The sequence below is a fragment of the Psychroflexus sediminis genome (assembly GCF_900099815.1).
Lineage (GTDB): Bacteria > Bacteroidota > Bacteroidia > Flavobacteriales > Flavobacteriaceae > Psychroflexus > Psychroflexus sediminis.
This window is the reverse complement of sequence record NZ_FNCW01000012.1, coordinates 68979-89425: the sequence shown is the minus strand read 5'-3', so window position 1 is coordinate 89425 and position 20447 is coordinate 68979. Positions and strand designations below refer to the sequence as shown.

16 protein-coding genes are annotated in these 20447 nt (G+C 39.7%); 8 read left to right on the top strand and 8 right to left on the bottom strand.

The window, feature by feature from the left end; all coding sequences use genetic code 11:
- Window positions 1–48 precede the first annotated feature (48 nt).
- The 3 genes from BLP81_RS11555 to mfd all read left to right on the top strand — a co-directional run bounded on the left by BLP81_RS11555 (window position 49) and on the right by mfd (window position 4503).
- Window positions 49–849: an O-methyltransferase gene (locus BLP81_RS11555; protein WP_093368986.1), complete on the top strand. Its 801-nt coding sequence runs from the start codon at window positions 49–51 to the stop codon at window positions 847–849.
- A 46-nt stretch (window positions 850–895) separates the two neighbouring features.
- A complete protein-coding gene (locus BLP81_RS13675) occupies window positions 896–1072 on the top strand; it encodes a hypothetical protein (RefSeq protein WP_176752715.1) in 177 nt (58 codons plus the stop codon).
- 62 nt (window positions 1073–1134) lie between these two features.
- Entirely contained in the window at window positions 1135–4503 is a 3369-nt protein-coding gene (mfd, locus tag BLP81_RS11550; protein WP_093368980.1) for a transcription-repair coupling factor, read from the top strand.
- 779 nt (window positions 4504–5282) lie between these two features.
- On the opposite strand, the gene rfbD is transcribed toward mfd, so the two are convergent.
- From rfbD to BLP81_RS11515, 7 genes are read right to left on the bottom strand one after another with little or no spacing between them, the layout of a single operon-like run.
- On the bottom strand, window positions 5283–6134 hold the full coding sequence (gene rfbD, locus BLP81_RS11545) for a dTDP-4-dehydrorhamnose reductase (RefSeq protein ID WP_093368976.1): 852 nt from the start codon (window positions 6132–6134) through the stop codon (window positions 5283–5285).
- Complete coding sequence (gene rfbC / locus BLP81_RS11540; protein ID WP_093368972.1) at window positions 6131–6679, bottom strand: dTDP-4-dehydrorhamnose 3,5-epimerase; 549 nt, start codon at window positions 6677–6679, stop codon at window positions 6131–6133. The genes rfbD and rfbC overlap by 4 nt, the downstream gene beginning before the upstream one ends.
- Window positions 6680–7534 (bottom strand): glucose-1-phosphate thymidylyltransferase RfbA, encoded by an 855-nt coding sequence (gene rfbA / locus BLP81_RS11535; RefSeq protein ID WP_093368968.1) that lies wholly within the window; start codon window positions 7532–7534, stop codon window positions 6680–6682.
- Entirely contained in the window at window positions 7531–8556 is a 1026-nt protein-coding gene (rfbB, locus tag BLP81_RS11530) for a dTDP-glucose 4,6-dehydratase (protein ID WP_093368965.1), read from the bottom strand. Before rfbB ends, rfbA begins: the two co-directional genes overlap by 4 nt.
- A 3-nt stretch (window positions 8557–8559) precedes the next feature.
- A complete protein-coding gene (locus BLP81_RS11525) occupies window positions 8560–10263 on the bottom strand; it encodes a DUF6909 family protein (protein WP_093368959.1) in 1704 nt (567 codons plus the stop codon).
- Window positions 10264–10285: 22 nt separating this feature from the next.
- Entirely contained in the window at window positions 10286–11776 is a 1491-nt protein-coding gene (locus BLP81_RS11520; RefSeq protein WP_093368955.1) for a GH3 auxin-responsive promoter family protein, read from the bottom strand.
- 9 nt (window positions 11777–11785) lie between these two features.
- A complete protein-coding gene (locus BLP81_RS11515) occupies window positions 11786–12658 on the bottom strand; it encodes a M23 family metallopeptidase (RefSeq protein WP_093368951.1) in 873 nt (290 codons plus the stop codon).
- 108 nt (window positions 12659–12766) lie between these two features.
- On the opposite strand from BLP81_RS11515, the gene BLP81_RS11510 reads away from it, so the two are divergent.
- Complete coding sequence (locus BLP81_RS11510) at window positions 12767–12967, top strand: Sec-independent protein translocase subunit TatA/TatB (protein WP_093368945.1); 201 nt, start codon at window positions 12767–12769, stop codon at window positions 12965–12967.
- A 42-nt stretch (window positions 12968–13009) separates the two neighbouring features.
- On the opposite strand, the gene BLP81_RS11505 is transcribed toward BLP81_RS11510, so the two are convergent.
- Entirely contained in the window at window positions 13010–13774 is a 765-nt protein-coding gene (locus BLP81_RS11505) for a UDP-2,3-diacylglucosamine diphosphatase (RefSeq protein WP_093368940.1), read from the bottom strand.
- Window positions 13775–13899: 125 nt separating this feature from the next.
- Here BLP81_RS11505 and BLP81_RS11500 point away from each other — a divergent pair, with 125 nt between their 5' ends.
- The 4 genes from BLP81_RS11500 (at window position 13900) to BLP81_RS11485 (ending at window position 20269) form a co-directional block, all read left to right on the top strand.
- On the top strand, window positions 13900–14586 hold the full coding sequence (locus BLP81_RS11500) for a head GIN domain-containing protein (protein ID WP_093368936.1): 687 nt from the start codon (window positions 13900–13902) through the stop codon (window positions 14584–14586).
- 18 nt (window positions 14587–14604) lie between these two features.
- Window positions 14605–15606, top strand: coding sequence for a ligase-associated DNA damage response exonuclease (locus BLP81_RS11495; RefSeq protein ID WP_093368931.1), 1002 nt, complete (start codon window positions 14605–14607; stop codon window positions 15604–15606).
- An 83-nt stretch (window positions 15607–15689) separates the two neighbouring features.
- Complete coding sequence (locus BLP81_RS11490; protein WP_093368927.1) at window positions 15690–16592, top strand: ABC transporter ATP-binding protein; 903 nt, start codon at window positions 15690–15692, stop codon at window positions 16590–16592.
- 5 nt (window positions 16593–16597) lie between these two features.
- Window positions 16598–20269, top strand: a complete 3672-nt coding sequence (locus BLP81_RS11485; protein ID WP_093368921.1) for a M1 family aminopeptidase — start codon at window positions 16598–16600, stop codon at window positions 20267–20269.
- The last annotated feature ends 178 nt before the right edge of the window (window positions 20270–20447 follow it).

Sequence of the window (20447 nt, the reverse complement as noted above, 5' to 3'; positions counted from 1 at the left end):
AGCTTGAATACTTCTTAAAGAATGATTTTTGTCAGTTAAATATAACTAATGTGGTTTAAGGCTAAAGCATTTCTAAAATTTTTGTGGCATTCCAAAAATCAACATGGAATCCATTCTCCTTTTGTGTATAAGTTGATTACGAAATGTTTTTACAATAAGGAACATTTGGAAGCTTATGAACTTTGGGATAAGGCTAAAAAAACCCTCTCAACGTCCAATAAAGTCCTGGAAGTCCAGGATATTGGCGCCGGATCTAAAATTTTCAAAGGCAATTTAAGACCCGTTTCTAAAATCGCTAAACACGTCTCCATCTCTCGAAAACGCGCCAGACTGATGAGTCGGCTTGTGGATTATCTGTCTGTAAAAAACGCACTCGAACTTGGAACTTCCATAGGTTTGGGAAGCATCAGTATAGCGGGTTCCGGTCGGGCTCGCTTAACAACTATTGAAGCTTGTCCGGCCACTTCAGCCTATGCACAAAGCCTGTTTGAAAAGTTGAAACTTACTAAAATCACTGGCATGAATTCCTCTTTTGATGAAGGTCTTACAGAGTTAAACCCGCCTAGGAGTCTTGCACGGGAAGGATCAGAAGAAAAATTCGATCTGATTTTTATAGATGGACATCACGATGGGGAGGCTACTCTCAGCTATTTTGAAAGTCTGCTCAAACACAAACACAACGATACCCTGTTTATTTTGGATGATATCCACTGGTCCCCAGCCATGGAAATGGCCTGGGAAGCTATAAAAACTCATGAAGAAGTCCGGGTGACGATTGACACCTTTCAATGGGGATTGGTGTTTTTCAGAAAAGAACAGGTCAAACAGGACTTTGTGATTCGGGTTTGATTTTCATAACAATCCAAAACTCATTATGTTTATAAAAATTTAAGTCATGCTCGAGCAATTTTCACCAGACACACAATTCATCATCGTTATAGCCATTATCGCCTTGCTTTTTCTTTTGGTGTTTTTTAATAATAAGCGCAATAAGCAAAAGCACTACGATCGAAAAAACAGGGATTTCAGACGGAATTTCTACGAGAAAAAACAAAACAAAAAGGAAGATTAAAAAATATTCACATCCCAAAGTCTTCCTTACGCATTTGAGTTTTTCTAGTATCTTTGCGCGCGATGACAAAAGCTGATATTACAGAGAAAATCTCGAAAAATCCCGCACTCGCCGAGCTCAAGGAAGCTTTGGCTTCTCAAGCCAATACATCGATATTCTTAAAAGGCCTTGTAGGTTCTGCAGTATCTTTTGTTCAGGCGGAAGCCTTTCTTTCTTCTGAAAGGCCTTTTCTCTTGATTTTCAACGACAAGGAAGAAGCCGCTTACCATCTCAATGATTTGGAACAACTGGTAGATGAAAAAAATGTGCTGTTCTATCCCGGAAGTTACAGAAGACCTTACCAGATTGAAGAAACCGACAATGCCAATGTATTGTTGAGATCTGAAGTGCTTAACCGAATCAACTCCAGGAAAAAACCATCCCTAATCGTTACTTATCCTGAAGCTCTTTTTGAGAAAGTAGTGACCAAAAAGGAGCTGGATCGCACGATTTTAAAAATAAAATTGAACGACGAACTCTCACTGGATTTTGTCAACGAAGTACTTTTTGAATATAGGTTTAAACGCGTAGACTTCGTAACCGAACCCGGCGAATTTTCCGTAAGAGGTGGAATTATTGATGTCTTTTCCTTCAGTAATGACGAGCCTTACCGCATAGAATTCTTTGGGGATGAAGTAGACAGTATTCGGGCATTTGATGTGGAAACGCAATTATCGACTAAGCAGAAAAAGCGAATCGATATCATGCCCAATGTTGAAAAAAAGCAGCTGGATGAGGTAAGAGAAAGCTTTTTGGACTATATCAGCAACTCCACTACCGTATTTGTGAAAAATATGGATGTGCTTTGTCAGACTATAGATGATCTTTTTGGTAAAGCTGAAAAAGCCTTTTCTGGACTTTCTGCCGAAATCAAACACAGCAAACCCAGCGAGCTTTTCTGTGATGGTTCTCTTTTGAAAAAACAACTCCTGAACTTCAGCCTTGTTGAATTTGGAACTCAGGCTTTTTTGAAGCCCGATCAGACTATTAGTTATCCAACGAGCCCACAGCCTTCTTTCAATAAGAAATTCGATTTGCTGATGGAAGACCTGAATGCTAAGCACGAAAAAGGCTACGAAAATTGTATTCTTTGCACAAGCGATCAGCAGGCGAAACGATTCAAGGATATTTTTGAAGATCAGGACCAGGAAGTGCATTATAAAACGCTTGTCCTTTCCATGCATGAGGGGTTTATCGACGAAGTCAATAAGCTGGTTTGCTATACCGATCATCAAATTTTTGACCGTTATCACAAGTTCCATTTGAAAAATGGCTACGCCAAAAAACAAGCCATCACGCTTAAGGAATTAACCAGTCTTGAAATCGGGGATTATGTCACTCACATCGACCACGGTATTGGAAAATTCGGCGGACTCCAAAAAATTGATGTGGAAGGGAAAATGCAGGAAGCCGTAAAATTGATTTACGGGGACAGAGATATTCTTTACCTCAGCATTCATTCTTTGCATAAGATTTCAAAATTCAACGGTAAAGATGGGAAGCCGCCTCAGGTTTATAAATTAGGGAGCAAAGCCTGGAAAAGCCTAAAGAAAAAAACCAAAGCCAGGGTCAAGAAAGTCGCCTTTGACTTGATAAAACTCTATGCTAAGCGAAGACTTGAAAAAGGCTTTCAATACGGCCCCGATTCTTATCTGCAACATGAGCTGGAGGCTTCTTTTATCTATGAAGATACCCCGGACCAGAGCACAGCCACACAGGATGTGAAAAGCGACATGGAAAAAGAACAACCCATGGATCGGCTGGTGTGTGGAGATGTCGGTTTCGGAAAAACGGAAGTTGCCATTCGGGCTGCTTTTAAGGCAGTAGACAACGGAAAACAGGTTGCTGTACTGGTGCCAACTACCATTCTCGCCTTTCAGCATCACAAAACCTTTTCTGAACGTTTATCCGAATTCCCTGTGACTGTGGATTACCTCAACAGATTTCGAACGGCCAAAGAGCGTCGCACGGTTTTGGAAGGCCTGGAAAACGGAAGTGTAGATATCGTGATTGGCACCCATCAACTGGTCAATAAAGCGGTTAAATTTAAGGACCTCGGGCTTTTGATTATCGATGAGGAACAGAAATTTGGGGTTTCTGTAAAAGATAAATTGAAAACCATCAAAGCCAATGTAGATACGCTTACGCTCACGGCCACCCCTATCCCCAGAACGCTTCAGTTTAGCCTGATGGCGGCAAGAGACTTATCGACCATCAAAACGCCACCACCGAACCGTTACCCTATAGAAACGCACGTGATCCGGTTTTCTGAAGATCAGATCAGAGATGCCGTGTCTTACGAAATCCAAAGAGGAGGGCAGGTGTTCTTTATCAACAACAGAATAGAAAACATTCAGGAAGTCGCAGGCTTGATTCAGCGCCTGGTTCCCGATGCCAAAATAGGCATTGGTCATGGACAGATGGAAGGGAAAAAACTGGAGCAGTTAATGTTGAAATTCATGAACAATGAGTTTGACGTTTTGGTCTCTACCACCATTATAGAAAGCGGTCTTGATGTCACTAATGCCAATACGATTTTGATCAATGATGCCAATAATTTCGGCATGTCCGATCTTCATCAGATGCGTGGTCGCGTGGGACGAAGCAATAAGAAAGCCTTTTGTTATTTGATTACCCCTCCTCTCACCATGATGACCGATGATGCCAGAAAACGCCTGACAGCTCTCGAACAGTTTTCCGATTTGGGAAGCGGAATCAACATCGCTATGAAAGATCTCGAAATTCGCGGTGCCGGAGATTTACTAGGGGGTGAACAAAGTGGATTCATCAGCGATATTGGATTTGATACCTATCAAAAAATTCTGAACGAAGCCATTCAGGAATTGAAAGAAAACGAATTCAAATCTGTATATCAGGACCAAGAAAGTGAAGAGGATAAAGTCTTTGTAAAAGATGCTCAAATCGATACTGATTTTGAAATTCTATTCCCGGATGATTATATCAATAGCATCAAAGAACGCCTGAGTTTATATACAAAACTGAACACAATTGAAGACGAAGCGGGTCTTCGAAACTTTGAAAAAGAATTGAAAGACAGGTTTGGTGACTTGCCTAAAGAAGCTCAGGATTTGGTCAATAGCGTTCGCTTAAAATGGATTGCAGCAAGTGCCGGATTGGAAAAATTAGTCTTGAAAAAAGATAAAATGATTGGCTACTTTCTATCCAACCAGGACTCTGGATTTTATAATTCAAGCCGATTTAAAGAAATTCTGCAGTACGTTCAATCCCATCCCAGAAAGTGCCAGATGAAGGAGAAACAAACCAGAAATGGGTTGCGCCTGCTCCTGACCTTCGATCATGTAAAGTCTGTGGATAAAGCTTTGGAATTACTACAACCGCTGGAGCATAAGGAAACAGCTAAAGGCTCCTGAATTCCTCCCCCAGCCCCTCCCAAGGAGGGGAGTTATGCACTCACCCCCAAAAGGGAAATACCAAACACGTAACACTGAATGTTGAATTAAAAATTTATCACTCCTGTAACCTAAAACCTCAATAAATCACTTACTCACAACTACTGAATTTCAAATCTGTCATTCAGAAGGAGCTTTTTCAGCGACTGATGAATCTCTCATTACTTAACAAAAAATTCCCTGCCTTTTAAAGGAAACGCAGGCAGGCTTGTCGAAGCAAAACCCAAAATCAGAGGGGCGTACCTAACGGCACGCTGGATAAGTGACGCATTAGTTTTTACCGATATAGAGTCCCTAACAGGACACAACTCAAAACTTGTGAATACTGAATATCGAATACGAAACACCGTATTTTAAAGTTATTGTGTTATTCCCTACCATCTAAATCCTCAGTAACTCAAAGACTCACCAACTACTGAATATCGAATACAGAACACTGATTTTTGAATCTATCAATCATCCTGCTTGCTTTAGTTAGGAAGGAGCTTTTTCAGCGACTGATGAATCTCTAATTACTTAAACCAAAAGATTCCTCGTCGAAGCAAAAAGGCTTCTCTGTCGGAATGACAGTATAAAATTTATCCCTCCTATACCCTAAAACCTCAATAACTCACTTAATCACAAACTACTGAATTTCAAATCTGTCATGCCCCAAGGTTCTTGACTCCTAGCTTTTTTTCTATTCTCTTTTTTCTATTCTCTTTTTCTCTTTCATACTTCTAATATCTGACTTCTAATATCTACTCCCCTTCCTTCAATAAACCGACGAGGCTTTCTCTCCAATGCGGAATTTTAGTTTGGAATGTAGCTTCAACTTTCGATTTGTCCAAAACGCTAAATTTTGGACGTTTAGCCTTAGTGGGATAAGAAAAGGTGGCTTTTAGACTCACTTCATTCTCAAGCTGTTTTTCTTCCAAAATCAATCTGGCGAAATCATACCAGGTGGCTTCTCCGGTGTTACTAAAATGGTAAAGCCCAAACGCATTAGAATCCGCTGTTATCAAATTCAGAATCATTTCTGCTAAATCATTCGCATTTGTTGGCGTCCCAATTTGTTCAGTAGTGATACGGAGCTCTACCCGGTCATCAGCTTTTTTTAGAATGGTATTGAAGAAATTATGACCAAATTCAGAATACAGCCAGCTAGTTCTAAGGATAAAATAAGCATGCATATGTTCTGAAACCATTTGTTCGCCCTGGAGCTTGGACGCTCCATAAATATTGATGGGTTTTACTGAATCTTTTTCCAGATATGGACTATGTTTTAGGCCGTCGAAGACATAATCCGTAGAGATATGAACGAGTTTGGTATGGTAACTATCGCAAAGTCTGGACAGTGATTTCACCGCTTCAGAATTCACCTGAAATGCCAGGTTTTCTTCATCTTCAGCTGCTTCTACATTGGTATAAGCAGCACAGTTGATACAAAAATCCGGCTGGTGCTCTTTGAAATAAGCCTTTACTGTTTCTTCTGAAGTGATATCCAAAGTCTGGGATGTTTCGAACAAAAACTTGATTTCAGTAAGGGGTTTGGAATGCTTTTGAAGGCATTTTCCCAGTTGACCATTGGCACCGGTGACTAAAACTTTCATAAACTTAAAAAGGTTTCAAGTGTCGGTAAATTTTGATCTTTTTCTGAAACAATTTGATCTTTCTTCGGAATTTTCCAATCTATATTCAAGGTTTCATCCTTGAATAAAATGCCGCTTTCTGAAGCTTTATCGTAGTAATTATCACATTTGTAAACAAAAATAACATCATCTGAAAGGGAAGCAAAACCGTGTGCAAATCCTCTTGGCACAAAGAGTTGATGATTGTTTTCGCCTGTCAATATATAACTGAACTGCTTGAGATATGTAATGGAATCTGGTCTCATATCCACTACCACATCGAGCACTTCTCCTTTTGCAACGCGTATCAATTTGGCCTGAGCAAAGTCTCCCGTTTGAAAATGAAGACCACGAATAGTACCATATTGTGAAATAGACTGATTGTCCTGAACAAATTCAATATCTAAGCCTGTATTTTTTTTAAATGTTTTTTGGTTAAAACTCTCAAAGAAACTTCCACGTTCGTCTTTGAACACTTTGGGTTCAATAACAAAACAGTCTTTGAGTGGCGATTGCTTTACTGTCATTTACTTTGGATTTATATTTTTAGCATAGCCGCTTTTCAAAAAAGGCGCTGTGATTTTTTGAAGTTGCTCCTTTGAAATAAAGCCCATTCTACAAGCTGTTTCTTCAATGGAGCCAATCTTAAGGCCCTGGCGTTCTTCTATGACCTCAACAAATTGAGATGCCTGCATCAGTGAATTGAACGTGCCTGTATCCAACCAGGCTGTGCCTTTGTCTAAAATACTGACACTCAGTTTTCCTTTTTCGAGATAGGCATTATTCACATCGGTAATTTCTAGTTCTCCGCGTTCACTTGGCTTGATGGATTTGGCCATACCTACGACATCATTATCGTAGAAATAAATGCCAGGCACGGCGTAATTCGACTTAGGCTGTTTCGGTTTTTCTTCAATAGAAATCACTTGCCCGTTGCTATCAAAATCTACAACACCATAACGTTCCGGATCGTGAACATGATACGCGTAAATAATACCGCCATCAGGATTGGTATTGTCTTGTAACAATTGATCTAAACCCGTTCCATAGAAGATATTATCACCGAGTATCAAGGCTACCTTGTCGGTTCCTATAAAGTCTTCTCCGATGATAAACGCTTCGGCTAATCCATTGGGTTCGGCCTGAACTGCATATTCAAATCGGCATCCCAAAGCAGAGCCATCTCCAAGAAGCTTTTCAAAAAGCGGTAAATCATTAGGGGTTGAAATGATCAAAATTTCGCGTATTCCGGCTGACATTAGGGTTGACAAAGGATAATAAATCATCGGCTTATCGTAGATAGGCATTAATTGCTTACTTACTGCAAGCGTTAAGGGATGAAGACGGGTGCCTGATCCTCCTGCTAAAACAATTCCTTTCATAAGTATGAATTCTGATATTGGTTATATTTTGCAAGATACCATTTCACTGTTTTTTTAATGCCTGTTTCAAAAGTTTCATCAGCTTTCCACCCCAGTTGGTTTTCTATTTTGGAAGCATCTATCGCATAACGGAAATCATGGCCAGGTCTGTCGGTGACGTATTCTATCAACTCTTTATGAGGCGCTTGATCTGGTTTCAACTCATCTAAAAGTTCACAAATTCTGGTAGCGATATAAATATTTTGCCGCTCGTTTTTACCTCCAATATTATAAGTTCCCCCAAGCTTTCCAGAATGTATAGCGATGTCTATTCCTTTGCAATGATCCTCTACATACAACCAGTCTCTCACATTTTTACCATCACCATAAATAGGTATTGGCTGCTTTTGGATAGCTTTTCGAATGATGGTAGGAATCAGTTTCTCATCATGCTGATGAGGGCCATAATTATTGGAACAGTTGGTTGTAATCACTGGAAAACCATAGGTGTGAAAATAACTCCTGGCAATCATATCTGATGAAGCTTTTGAAGCGCTATATGGACTGTTTGGGGCATAAGGAGTTTCCTCCGTAAATAAGCTTTTATCATCTTCTAAAGTACCATAAACCTCATCGGTGGACACATGGAGAAATCTCGAGTTTTCAAATCCGGTTCTGAATTTAAAAGGCGATCCCATCCAAAGTAAATATGCCTGATGCAACAAGTTGAAAGTTCCGGTGATATTTGTTTTTATAAAGGCATCGGGGTTGGTAATTGAATTATCCACATGCGATTCTGCAGCAAAATGGATCACTTTTTCAAATTTATATTTTGAAAATAAGGCTTTTAAAAGCTCAATATCACAAATATCCCCTTCAACAAAGGTGTAATTCTCATGCGCTGAAATCCGAAGGTTGTCCAAATTTCCAGCATAGGTCAATTTATCTAGATTAACAAAATGATATTTGTTTTCAGGTACATACAGGTTTAAAAAATTGGATCCAATAAATCCGGCTCCTCCTGTAACAAGAATGTTTTTCATGATTTAGGCCTTTAAATTTTGAACAACATCGTTGAAGATTTGTTCTAATATTTTTTCGGTGATTAAATAGGTCGGTTTCACTCCGGCAGTTCCTAATCCGCCCGAAGCCAGGGTACTTCCTGTTTCTAGGGGATTATCGCTGGCGTAATACGCATATCTTAATTTAACTTCTGGAGAAATATTTCCCCTCAATTTGGCTGCAGCCTGTATGGCTTTTTGGTAGTGAGCTCCTTCCATTTCCAGACCGATAACATTCCATGTAGAGTCGTGGAAAAACTTCAGCAAATCTCTGTTCTGTAGTGATGTTCCCAAAACGGTAACCATAGATCCATCATAAACGCGTAAACCTTGATTTTCAAAATCAGATTTTTTTAATTCATTATGAAATGGGTAATTATCTGCTGTTCCTTCAAACAAATGAGCGTTAGGAATCATCAAGTCTCCTTTTCCCCCTTCTAAAATACCCGCTTTCCCCATAATTGAAATCGAGCCTACATTGGTATACACTTTATCCTCTCCTTCCCTGAAAGGCTTAAGCAGCTCATCCATGGTTTCATAAGCTTGTTCTCCAAAAGCATAGTCCATCACAATGATGACTGGTGCATCTTCTTTTCCATAAAGATTACTATCGCCTTTATAATGACTCAATTTAGCAAGATCAAAAATTTGAACGTCTATGTTAGTGCCGCTTGTATCATCAAGAACAATCATTCCCTCTTCTTTGGCTTTTTTGATAACCGTCTGCCTCAGTTCTTCATTTTTGGCACTACTCAGTTGTTCATAAACTTGAAAATTGGATTTTTCTTTGAGTAAATCTTTAAGAGCTATCGGTGAGAAAAGCGTATTCATCACAGAATGCATATTGGCACTGATGATATGTAGTTTTCTGTTTAATAACCCATGCTCGTGTAAGGTTTTTTTGATGTTTGTGGCCCAGACTTCTCCGTGAATATGATGCCCGAGTCGTTCACGAACAATTGGACTAAAGGTAATGGCGCGTTTTTCACCATGAATAGCTTCACGAATAGCTAGTTTCCCTAAACTATAAATAAGGTAAAGAAATTTGTGCGGATTGCTTGGCGTTGCAAACCTGTCATAAACCTGATTGATTTCAGCAAAAGTTCTTCCAAGTATATTCGCGGTATGCGTGATCGCAATTTCCTTTTCTTTTTGATTTAATTCCCCTTCTTTCAAAACTGCCGCTTTCAATTTTTCCCAATCTCTCGACGTTTGCCCACCTTCATTGATCACTACATTCTGCATGATTTTATGAGATTCAATAAACATAAACGTAAGGTGAGTCAGGATGTCATAAATCTCAGATCGGCCTCGTGTAATTTCAATATTCATTTGTTCCTCATCAATCCGGTAACAATTTCTTCTCCGTTTTGGAGGAATGATGGGTTTAAAATGAGAGTTGGAATACCCTTCATCGCTGGTCAGGTTGATAAAACTGCATTCCTCAATGCCTTCCGGAAGCCTTTCAATGATGTACTGAAGTCCGCTGAGTTCGACTTTAGATTCCGCAATCGTACCATAAATTTCTGGTCTTAGCGTCAACAGAGCTTCACGCAAGGTATCCCCAGAAACCCCCATGGGTTTATAAAAGCCTCTTATGAAAAGATGTCTCATGGTAATGTACATGCGCTCTATGGCATTTGTACTTTCCTGTGCTCTATTTCTGCCAATATTTAAAGGTTCTGTCATATCTATTTTGTTAATCGTTAATCTAAATTTGTTTTTCCAGCTCGTCTGCAATTTTCCTGTCATTGGATAATCTTGGAACTTTGTTTTGTCCTCCGAGTTTTCCAACAGATTTCATATAATTTTGAAATCCATTTTTGGGAACTTCAGTGATGACGAGCGATTTAAGCATGTTCCCTTTTTTCAGGTCTTTGTAATATGAATTCTGTTCTTGAAGCAAATCATCAATTCTTTGAGCAAAAGCCTTTAGGTCTTCGGGGTGTTTTTCAAATTCAACAAACCACTCGTGATAGGGTAATCCTTTTGTCGGATTGATTTGGGGAGCTACAGTAAATTCATTGATTTGAACGTCAAACTCTTCTGAAGCCTTTATAATAGACTGCTCTACTTCCTGCGCAATCACGTGTTCCCCAAAAGCTGAAGTAAAGTGCTTAATTCTTCCTGAAACTTTAAGGCGGTAGGGTTTTGTGCTGGTAAACATAACCGTGTCTCCAACATTGTACCGCCATAAACCTGCATTTGTAGATACCACCATGACATAATTGACGCCTAACTCTACCTCTCCAATGGTATGAATTTTTGGATCTTCATCAAAAAATTCATCGGTTTTGATGAACTCGTAAAACATTCCAGAGTTTAATTGTAAAAGCATTCCTTCTTCCTTTTGAGAATCCTGAAAAGCAAAAAACCCTTCTGAAGCGGGGTAAAGTTCAATACTATCTACAGAACCACCAATTAAATTTTCAAATTTTGAGCGGTAAGGCTCGTAGTTGACCCCGCCGTAAATGAAAAGTTGTAAATTAGGGAACATTTCTGAAATGCTTTTACCTGTTTTCTGATGAAGTTTTTCAAAATAAGTCTGAACCCAGGAAGGAATTCCACTTATGATTGTCATATCCTGATTATAAGTCTCTTCTACTATATTTTTAATTTTTTTATCCCAATCCTCTAAAGCATTGGTTTCCCAACTTGGCAACCTGTTTTTCTGAAGATAATTAGGAACAAAGTGCGCCACGATTCCAGAAAGTCTGCCAAAATAAATTCCATGTTTCTCTTTTAATTCTGGACTGCCTTGCAGGAAAATCATTTTACCATCCACGAAACTAGAATGACCCGTTTCTGCAATATAACTAAGAATAGCATTTCTCGCGGCATTGGTATGGTTGGGTAAAGACGCTTTGGTCAATGGAATATATTTTGACCCGCTCGTTGTTCCAGAGGTTTTAGCAAAATATAAAGGTTTCCCTGGCCACAGAACATCTTCCTCACCATCAACCACTCTATCCACATAAGGTTTTAAACTTTCATAATCTCGAAGGGGAACTTTCTCAAAAAAGTCTTTAAAACTTTTAATCGTATCGAATTGATGATCTTGACCAAACTTGGTTTTTTTTCCTTCATCAATAAGCTTTTGAAAAACTTTTAACTGCGTTTCCTCGGGACTAGAAGACCAGCTTTGAATTTGATGTGAGATGTATTTTGCAAATAGTTTTGCTGCAAATGACTTTAATGACATATCTGATAGCTATTCGAAATTTATATAATCTGAGGGGTTTACAGGGTATCCATCTACCCAGAGTTCAAAATGTAAATGGGGACCATAGGAAAACTCCCCCGTATCGCCAACCACAGCTATGGCTTCTCCAGCGGTCACCAAGTCTCCTTGACTTTTTAACAAAGAGGCATTATGTTTATAAACGGAAATCAGTCCAAAATTATGTTCTATTATAATCACATAACCTGTTTCTACTGTCCATTCCGCAAAGATCACAGTACCATCTAGTGTGGCTTTTACAGGCTCGTTCTTTTCTGTAACGATGTCTATGGCATAATGCTTTTCTTCAGCATTATAGACTTCCGAAATGCTACCCGAAACCGGGGGAAACAAGGTGAAATTCGTATTGAAAGTAGCCCTTTCCAATAAGCTGTATTTATCTTCTTGTTCTACTTTGGCTCTTAAAATGGAATCCTGCTGCGAAGCTGATAAATTTACAGTATCAACATCTACAGGAGTTGTTTTCTCGTTAGAATAGACTTGTTCTATATCCAGTGAATCCACTTTCCCGGAAAGTACATTTCTTATGGAGCGAAAATAAGTTGAATTTTGATTGACTACCGCTGTCAAAGAATCCACTTTAAGGGTAAGCCGGGTAGCTTTGTTCTTTAAAGCTGTTGATGAATAGCCGGGGATATATTCTCTAATGGGCGTAAACGCAATCAAAAGCGCAGTTCCAGAGACCAGTAGTAAAGCTGAAATCGTTGATAAAATAATCACGTTAAGTTTTGAGAGCTGAAAAGATAACCTTTCCTCAAATGTATCTTCATTTAAGATCACCAACCGGTACTTATGAAGCAACTTTTGCTTAATTTTTCGCTTGTCTTTTTTAGGTGATTCCATAGAATTATAACTCGTACAAAGATAGAATAAAGTTAATTTATGTAGGTTTTAGTTTCATAAACCTTTGATTTCGATTTTTATCACTAATTTTGTAGCAAATTTAAAGTTATGAATACACTTAATGTAATAATGGGAATGGTAGGTCCATGGCAATGGGTTATCATTGGTATTGCAATTCTTCTATTATTTGGTGGAAAGAAAATACCAGAATTGATGAGAGGTTTGGGAAGTGGTATCAAGGAATTTAAAGATGCTTCTAAGGAAGATGAAACTGACGAAACAAAAAGCGAATCTAAATCTATTAAATAAATTTAGATCGAACCGATAGACTTAACCCTGTTTACTTAGTATTCAGGGTTTTTTATTGTGTTTCTCCAAAAAAAACTCCTCACCATCAAAGACTCCATAGGTATAATGTGCAATCCAGTCGCCCAGATTAATATATCTGGCGTGTTCTCCAACTTGAATTTCCATCGGTAAATGCCTGTGGCCAAAAACAAAATAATCATAATGCTCGGTCTCCAGCTTCCGCTTGGCATATTGTGCGAGCCATTCGTTTTCCTCGCCTAAAAATTTAGCATCCTCATCTCCGGAAATCAGTTTGTTTTTTACAGAAAGATGTCTGGCCAATCTCACGCCAAGATCTGGATGCAGCCATTTAAAAAACCATTTGGAAACGGGATGAACGAAGACTTTTTTCATGCGTTTATATCCTGTGTCTCCAGGACCTAATCCATCGCCATGGCCTAAAAAAAATCGCTTAGAATTGATTTCAAAAACCTGTGGGTTATGAAATACGGGGATGTTAAGCTCTTCCTTGAAATAATCCTTCATCCACAGATCGTGATTCCCTACAAAATAATAAATCTCGATTCCAGAGTCTCTAAGCTCAGCAAGTTTACCCAGGGTTCTTACAAAACCCTTCGGCACAACTTCCCTGTATTCAAACCAGAAGTCAAACAAGTCGCCAAGAAGAAAAATGGCATGCGCATCTGTTTTAATATCATCTAGCCAGGAGATGAATATCTTCTCGCGCTCTAAACTTTGAGAATGGGTTGGAGCACCCAAATGATTATCACTGGAAAAATAAATTTTTTTGCCTTCAGGAAGTTTCATGCCATATAAATCTGGTCCAAATATACTGAAACCTTAAAAATACCTATGTTCAAGTTTTGGGTAAAATTTAATGCCGTTCTAAGTGATATTCTAGTATTTTTGAGTTCCAACCAAAATCAAAACCCATGACATTCAAAATCAATATTATTGCCTGCCTGTTATTATTAGCCTCCACTTCAGTCGTAGCTCAGGTTAAAACTGTTATGCCCGGGAAAGATTTTTCTTCCGTTAAAGTGTCTACAGGACTTTTTGTGGAAATTGTAACCAACTCGGAAGAGAACAAAATTGAAGTCAAAGGATCTGAACGCGATGAAGTCTCTATTGAAATCGAACAAGACGAATTACAGCTTAGCTTGCCTGTTGGTCAGATTTTTTCTGAAACTGAAATTCTGGTCACTGTCTATGCCAAAAAAGTTGAAGAATTAAAATCAAGAGCGGGCTCTGAAGTTGAATTTATTTCACCTGTAAGGCAGGAAAATCTTAATCTTATTGCTTCTGAAGGCAGCTATATCGGCGGTGAACTGCAAGTTGATTATTTAACTGTCAGATCTGTTACCGGAGCAAGTATTAGTTTGATTGGTTCTGCCAACACATCGAATATAGAAGTGAAAACCGGAGCTTCTTTTGATGGTAAAGAATTGAAAACGGAAATCACAGAGGTTAGCCTTAATTTTGGAGGGGAGGCTCTTGTATACGCTACTGAAACCTGTAATGCAAGTGTAAATGCCGGTGGAACTATTATGATTTATGGTAATCCTGATACCTTAAGCCAAAAAGTAAAACTCGGTGGTGAAATCACAGTTATAGAGTAAAAACAGACCTCTTCCCCTATGAAAGAACCTTTACTAGCCTTCAATCCAAATGGAATTTACTGCGCTGCTGCAGACGTATATTTGGACCCTTGGCGAAAGGTGGACAAAGCCATCATTTCTCATGGTCATGCCGATCATTCTCGCTGGGGAAACAAAAAATACATCACGCATCACGACAATATTCCCATCATGAAACACAGGCTGGGAGAGATTGATGTGGAGGGAAAAGCTTACGGCGAATCCTTTACCATCAATAATGTAAAATTCAGCCTTCATCCTGCAGGACATGTCATAGGAAGTTCACAAATTCGCGTAGAGCATAAAGGCGAAGTCTGGGTGTTTACTGGTGATTATAAAGATGAGGCTGATGGCGTTTGCATTCCTTTTGAACCTGTACAATGCGACACCTTTATTACGGAATGCACCTTTGGTTTGCCTGCTTTCAAATGGAAGCCTCAGGCTGAAGTGATGAATGACATCAACCAATGGTGGAGAGAAAATAAAGCCGAGGGGAGAACTTCCGTTTTATTTGGCTATTCTCTTGGTAAGGCACAGCGCCTGTTGAAACACCTCAACCCAGACATCGGAAAAATCTACACCCATGGGGCTATCGAAAATATGACCGAAGTCTTAAGAGAAATGGCCGATTTTCCCGAAACCATTCGCATCACCAAAGATACCACCAAGAAAGAACTGAACGGAAATCTGGTGCTTGCCCCGCCCAGCGCCCATGGAGGAACATGGATTCGTAAAATGGTGCCTTACGTGACTGCTTCAGCCAGTGGCTGGATGACCTTCCGGGGAGCTCGAAGGCGCAGAGCCATTGATAAAGGTTTTGTGATGAGCGATCACTGCGACTGGGACGGCCTGCTCAACAGCATAAAGGCTACAGGATGCGAAAAAGTGATATGCACGCATGGGTATACCGATATTTTCTCAAAATATCTGCGCGAAATTGGCTACGATGCCAGAACTCAGGATACGCAATACGAAGGGGAGTCCGTAGACTCAGATTTGTAGTTTATGCTATGTATTACATTTGATTTTGTAACATTTCTGTGAAATTATTACCAATAGATAGTAATTTCCCAAAATCAAGTCTCATGAATAAGCTTCAATTGCGCAATGTTTCCAAAACCTATAAAAATGGTGTAAAAGCCCTGGATGAGGTCTCCATAGAAATCAACTCTGGAATGTTTGGCTTACTCGGCCCAAATGGTGCCGGGAAATCCACTTTAATGCGAACCATTGCGACCTTACAGCAACCTGATCGTGGAGAAATTTTTCTGGACGACATAGATGTGCTGAATCAAAAGATGGAACTCAGAAAAGTTTTGGGCTATTTACCGCAGTCCTTTGGAGTATATCCAAAACTCTCCGCTGAAAAACTGCTTCATTATTTTGCGGAATTGAAAGGGCTTTCCAGCAAAGCAGAGCGCAAAAAAATGGTGGATTATGCTCTGGAGATTACCAACCTATATGAGGTACGAACAAAGCATGTGGCAGGCTATTCCGGGGGGATGAAGCAAAGATTTGGGATTGCACAATTACTTTTGAATGATCCTAAACTCATCATTGTAGATGAACCAACCGCTGGCCTGGATCCTGCAGAGCGCCATCGTTTTCTGAATGTTCTGAGAGAAATTGGCACCAACCACATCGTCATTTTATCGACGCACATTGTGGATGACGTCAAAGAATTATGTACCGATATGGCTATACTGAATGGCGGAAAATTACTCTGTCATAAAAAACCTATAGATGCCGTTCTGGATCTGGAGAATAAAATCTGGGGTCTCACGATAGACCGCGAAGATATTGAGAAATATGAAACCGGTTTCAGTCTGATTTCGTCAAACTATAATCAAGATAACTCCTTGAATATACGTGTTTACGACGAAGCTAAGCCCGGTGAAGGATTTGTAAAGGTACAGCCGGACTTAAGCGATGTGTATTTTGTTCACTTGAAAGCAGACGAAACGGAAGCCATTAACTCTCAATCTTAAGTCCTATGTTTTCAAAAATCTTCACGTTTGAGATCAAGTCCTGGTTAAGAACTCCTATCACCTACATCTACGCCGTGATCATGTTTGCTTTTGCACTGATAACGATGGCAAGCGCGGGCGGACTCTTTGATAATTTTACGGTCACAACCACGTCTCCAACTTATCAAAACACAGCCTTGGCTCTAAACGATCTCATCAATGGTTTATCCGTTTTTATATACTTTTTATTACCCTCTATTATTGGTGCCTCCATCAGTAAAGACTTTAAGTATGAGATGCACCAGGTCCTGTATGCCTACCCCATTACAAAATCTGGTTATTTATTCGGGAAGTTTATCAGCGCTTTGTGTATTGTCATTGGCATCGTCATCTTTATCTGCATAGGCGTCTATTTGGGAACTGTTTCCCCGGGAACAAATCCTGAGCTTTTTACCGACTTTAATCTTTGGAATTACATACAGCCGCTTTTGATTTTTGTAATACCGAATATGCTTCTGTATGGCGCTGTAGTCTTTGCGGTAGTTGCTTTTTCCAGAAATATCTTTATCGGGTTTATCAGTGTGCTGGCTTTGATTATCATCCAAAGTTTTGCTCAAAGCCTGGCTGGAGATATCGATAATAAAACCCTTGCGGCGCTTATCGATCCCCTGGGGTCACAGGCTTTGAGATTTGAAACTGAATACTGGACCGTTTTTGACAGAAATAACAATGATCTGCCCTTCAAGGGATATATCATTTACAACCGCTTGCTATGGGCAGCCATCAGTATTTTGATTTTCGCTTTTGTATTCTTTAAATTCAAATTCAATCAGCAGGCCATTCAGCTTAGGCTATTCAAAAGAAAAGCTGAGCGGGTTGTCAAAAGAAATTTTGGAAGCCTTATTCGAATCAAACTGCCTGAAGCCACTAAGGCTTACACTTTCAAACACTGGCTGAAAATCGCTTTGAAGCACAGCCGTTTTGAGGCCCGATACATTTTTAAAAACTGGGTGTTCATCTCTTTCGCTTTGGTAACCCTTATAATCACGCTTATAACGCTTGCCGTTCGAAATCCTATTTACGGCACCTCAACCTACCCGGTTACACGGGAAATGATGCAAAACGCATCCGGAACCGTAAGCGGTTTCATGATCATCATCACATTTTTGATTGTAGGTATGTTAATGAACCGGGCACAGGGAGCTCATATGAAACAGCTCATAGATGTCACGACTTTTCCCAACTGGTCGTTTCTCTTAGCCAGGTTCATAGCTGTATTCAAAATGCAGGCTTCTTTTTACATCCTGGCCTTGATTTTAGCCGTGGGAGTTCAGGTGTATAATGATTATTACAAGTTTGAATTAGATTTATACCTGTTTCAGTTTTTTACCATTGATTATTTAAGAGTTCTCGCTTGGACTGTCATGGCGTTCTTTTTCCATACCCTCATCAAAAATCATATTGTTGGATTTATATCCTTACTTGCCTTTCTTATTTTGCTTTCCTTTTTTCCGCAGTTTGGCATCGAGCAGAGCATCTTTAGATTCAATGCCGGTGGAGGCGCCACTTATTCTGATATGGCAGGTTACGGTCCCGGACTAAAGGTGTATTACATCTATAGGATCTATTGGTTTGCTCTGGCAGCGGTCTTGTATATCCTGGCTATTTTATTTTATAGAAGGGGCGTTCACTATTCGGCAAAGCAGCGCATCAAACGCGTTCAGGAAAAAATGACCCCTGTCTACACCTCGGTCATTGCCGTATGCCTGGTTATTTTTATAAGCCTTGGGTCGTGGATTTATTACAATGACAACATCCTGAACGAAAACTATTCAGGTAAGGAGCGGGAGCAGCTTCGCGTGGATTATGAAAACAAATATGGGTATCTGGACCTGCTCAGTCAACCCAGAATCACCAGTGTAAATGTGGATCTGGATTTATTCCCTGAAACACGAGATTTTAGGGCAAAAGGAGTTTTTATTCTGAAAAACAAAACAGCAAAGCCTATGGATTCTGTAGTTGTCGCTTTAAACGGGTATCAACAATCCTATGCTTTTGAAAAAAAGGGAGAAACTGTTTTAAAGGACACCCTTTACGATTTGGAGATCTATAAATTTAAGGACGCTTTGCTGCCTGGCGAGCAAGTCAGGTTCACTTTTGAGATGCAAAACAAACCCAACACCCTTTTGAATTCGAATTCTCCTGTAAGGACCAACGGAACTTTTATTAATAATGGCATTTTTCCGGGTTTCGGTTATAACGAAAGCTATGAAATCCAAAATAATAAGACGCGAGTAAAGTATGGCCTGGACCCAAAAGAACGTATGAAATCACCTTACGATTCAACGGCTTTAAAAAACACCTATATTTCTGATGATGCCGACTGGATAGATTTTGAAACCACGATTTCAACCTCAAAAGATCAGATGGCGATAGCTCCCGGCTATCTTCAGGACGAGTGGATGGAAGGGGACAGAAGGTATTTTCACTATAAGATGGATAAGAAAATATTGAACTTTTACGCCTTCAATTCCGCAGCATATGAAGTCTATGAAGACCAGTGGAATGATGTCGACATCCAGGTGTTATACCATAAGCCCCACGATTACAATATTGAAAGAATGGTAAATGCTACCAAAAAAGCGCTGGACTACTATTCTGAAAATTTCAGTCCTTACCAGTTCAATCAACTGCGTATTCTTGAATTTCCGCTCACCTCGGGCTCATTTGCACAATCCTTTGCCAACACGGTTCCTTATTCTGAAGCGATTGGCTTTATCGCTAAAGTCGATGATAAAGACAACGAAAGCGTGGATTATCCGTTTAGTGTGACTTCTCATGAGGTGGCGCATCAATGGTGGGCGCATCAGGTGATTGGCGCTAATGTTCGCGGTGCCACTCTCCTTTCTGAAAGCATGTCTGAATACAGTTCGCTAAAGGTCTTGGAAAAAGAATATGGGGCTCAGCAAATGCGAGTTTTTCTGAAAGACGCTTTAGATAAATACTTAAGAGGTCGCCGTTTCGAAAGCCAAAAAGAACTGCCGCTGATGTACAATGAAAATCAACAGTACATTCACTACAACAAAGGGTCGCTCGTGCTGTATGCCATGAGTGATTATCTGGGTGAAGAAAAAATGAATGCCATTTTAGCTTCGTATATAGATGAGGTGGCCTTTCAGGAGCCGCCTTATACCACTTCAGTTGAGTTTGTTGGTCTGTTGAAAGAAAACACCCCGGATTCACTGCAGTATCTGATCAAAGATATGTTCGAGACCATTACGTTATATGATAATTCTGTTTCTGAAGCGACCTATAAGGCACTTGAAGATGGACGCTATGAAGTCACTTTTAAGGCGGATGTTCTAAAATATCGATCTACAGAAAAAGGAGAAAAAGAGTTCAGCAATAGCCTGGGTGAAAGCCTGAGTGTAGACACTGAAGAGGGGGAAAAAACCTTAGAATCCCTGCCTCTGAAAGATTATATTGAAGTTGGCGTTTTTGGAAAGAAAAAAGAATCAGAAAATGGAATGCAAAAGGAGAATGTGCTTTATCTGAAAAAGCATTTGATTTCTGACATTCAAAATGAATTCACCATCATTGTCGATGAACTGCCTGATGAAGCAGGTTTTGATCCCTACAATAAGTTAATTGATACGAATTCTGGAGACAATAGAATGGAAGTGAAGGTTGAGGAATAGAGATGGGTTCTGAGTCCGTGAGTTATTGAGTAGTCTTGGAAGAATTAGGTGGTGGAGTACTAAATTTAAAATTCTATGTTCTATAAAAAGTATTCAGGAAAAAAGAGAAAAGAAAATAGAGCAAAGACTGGTCAACTGGTCAAAATTGTATACCCACAACTCACCCCCAAAGACTCAA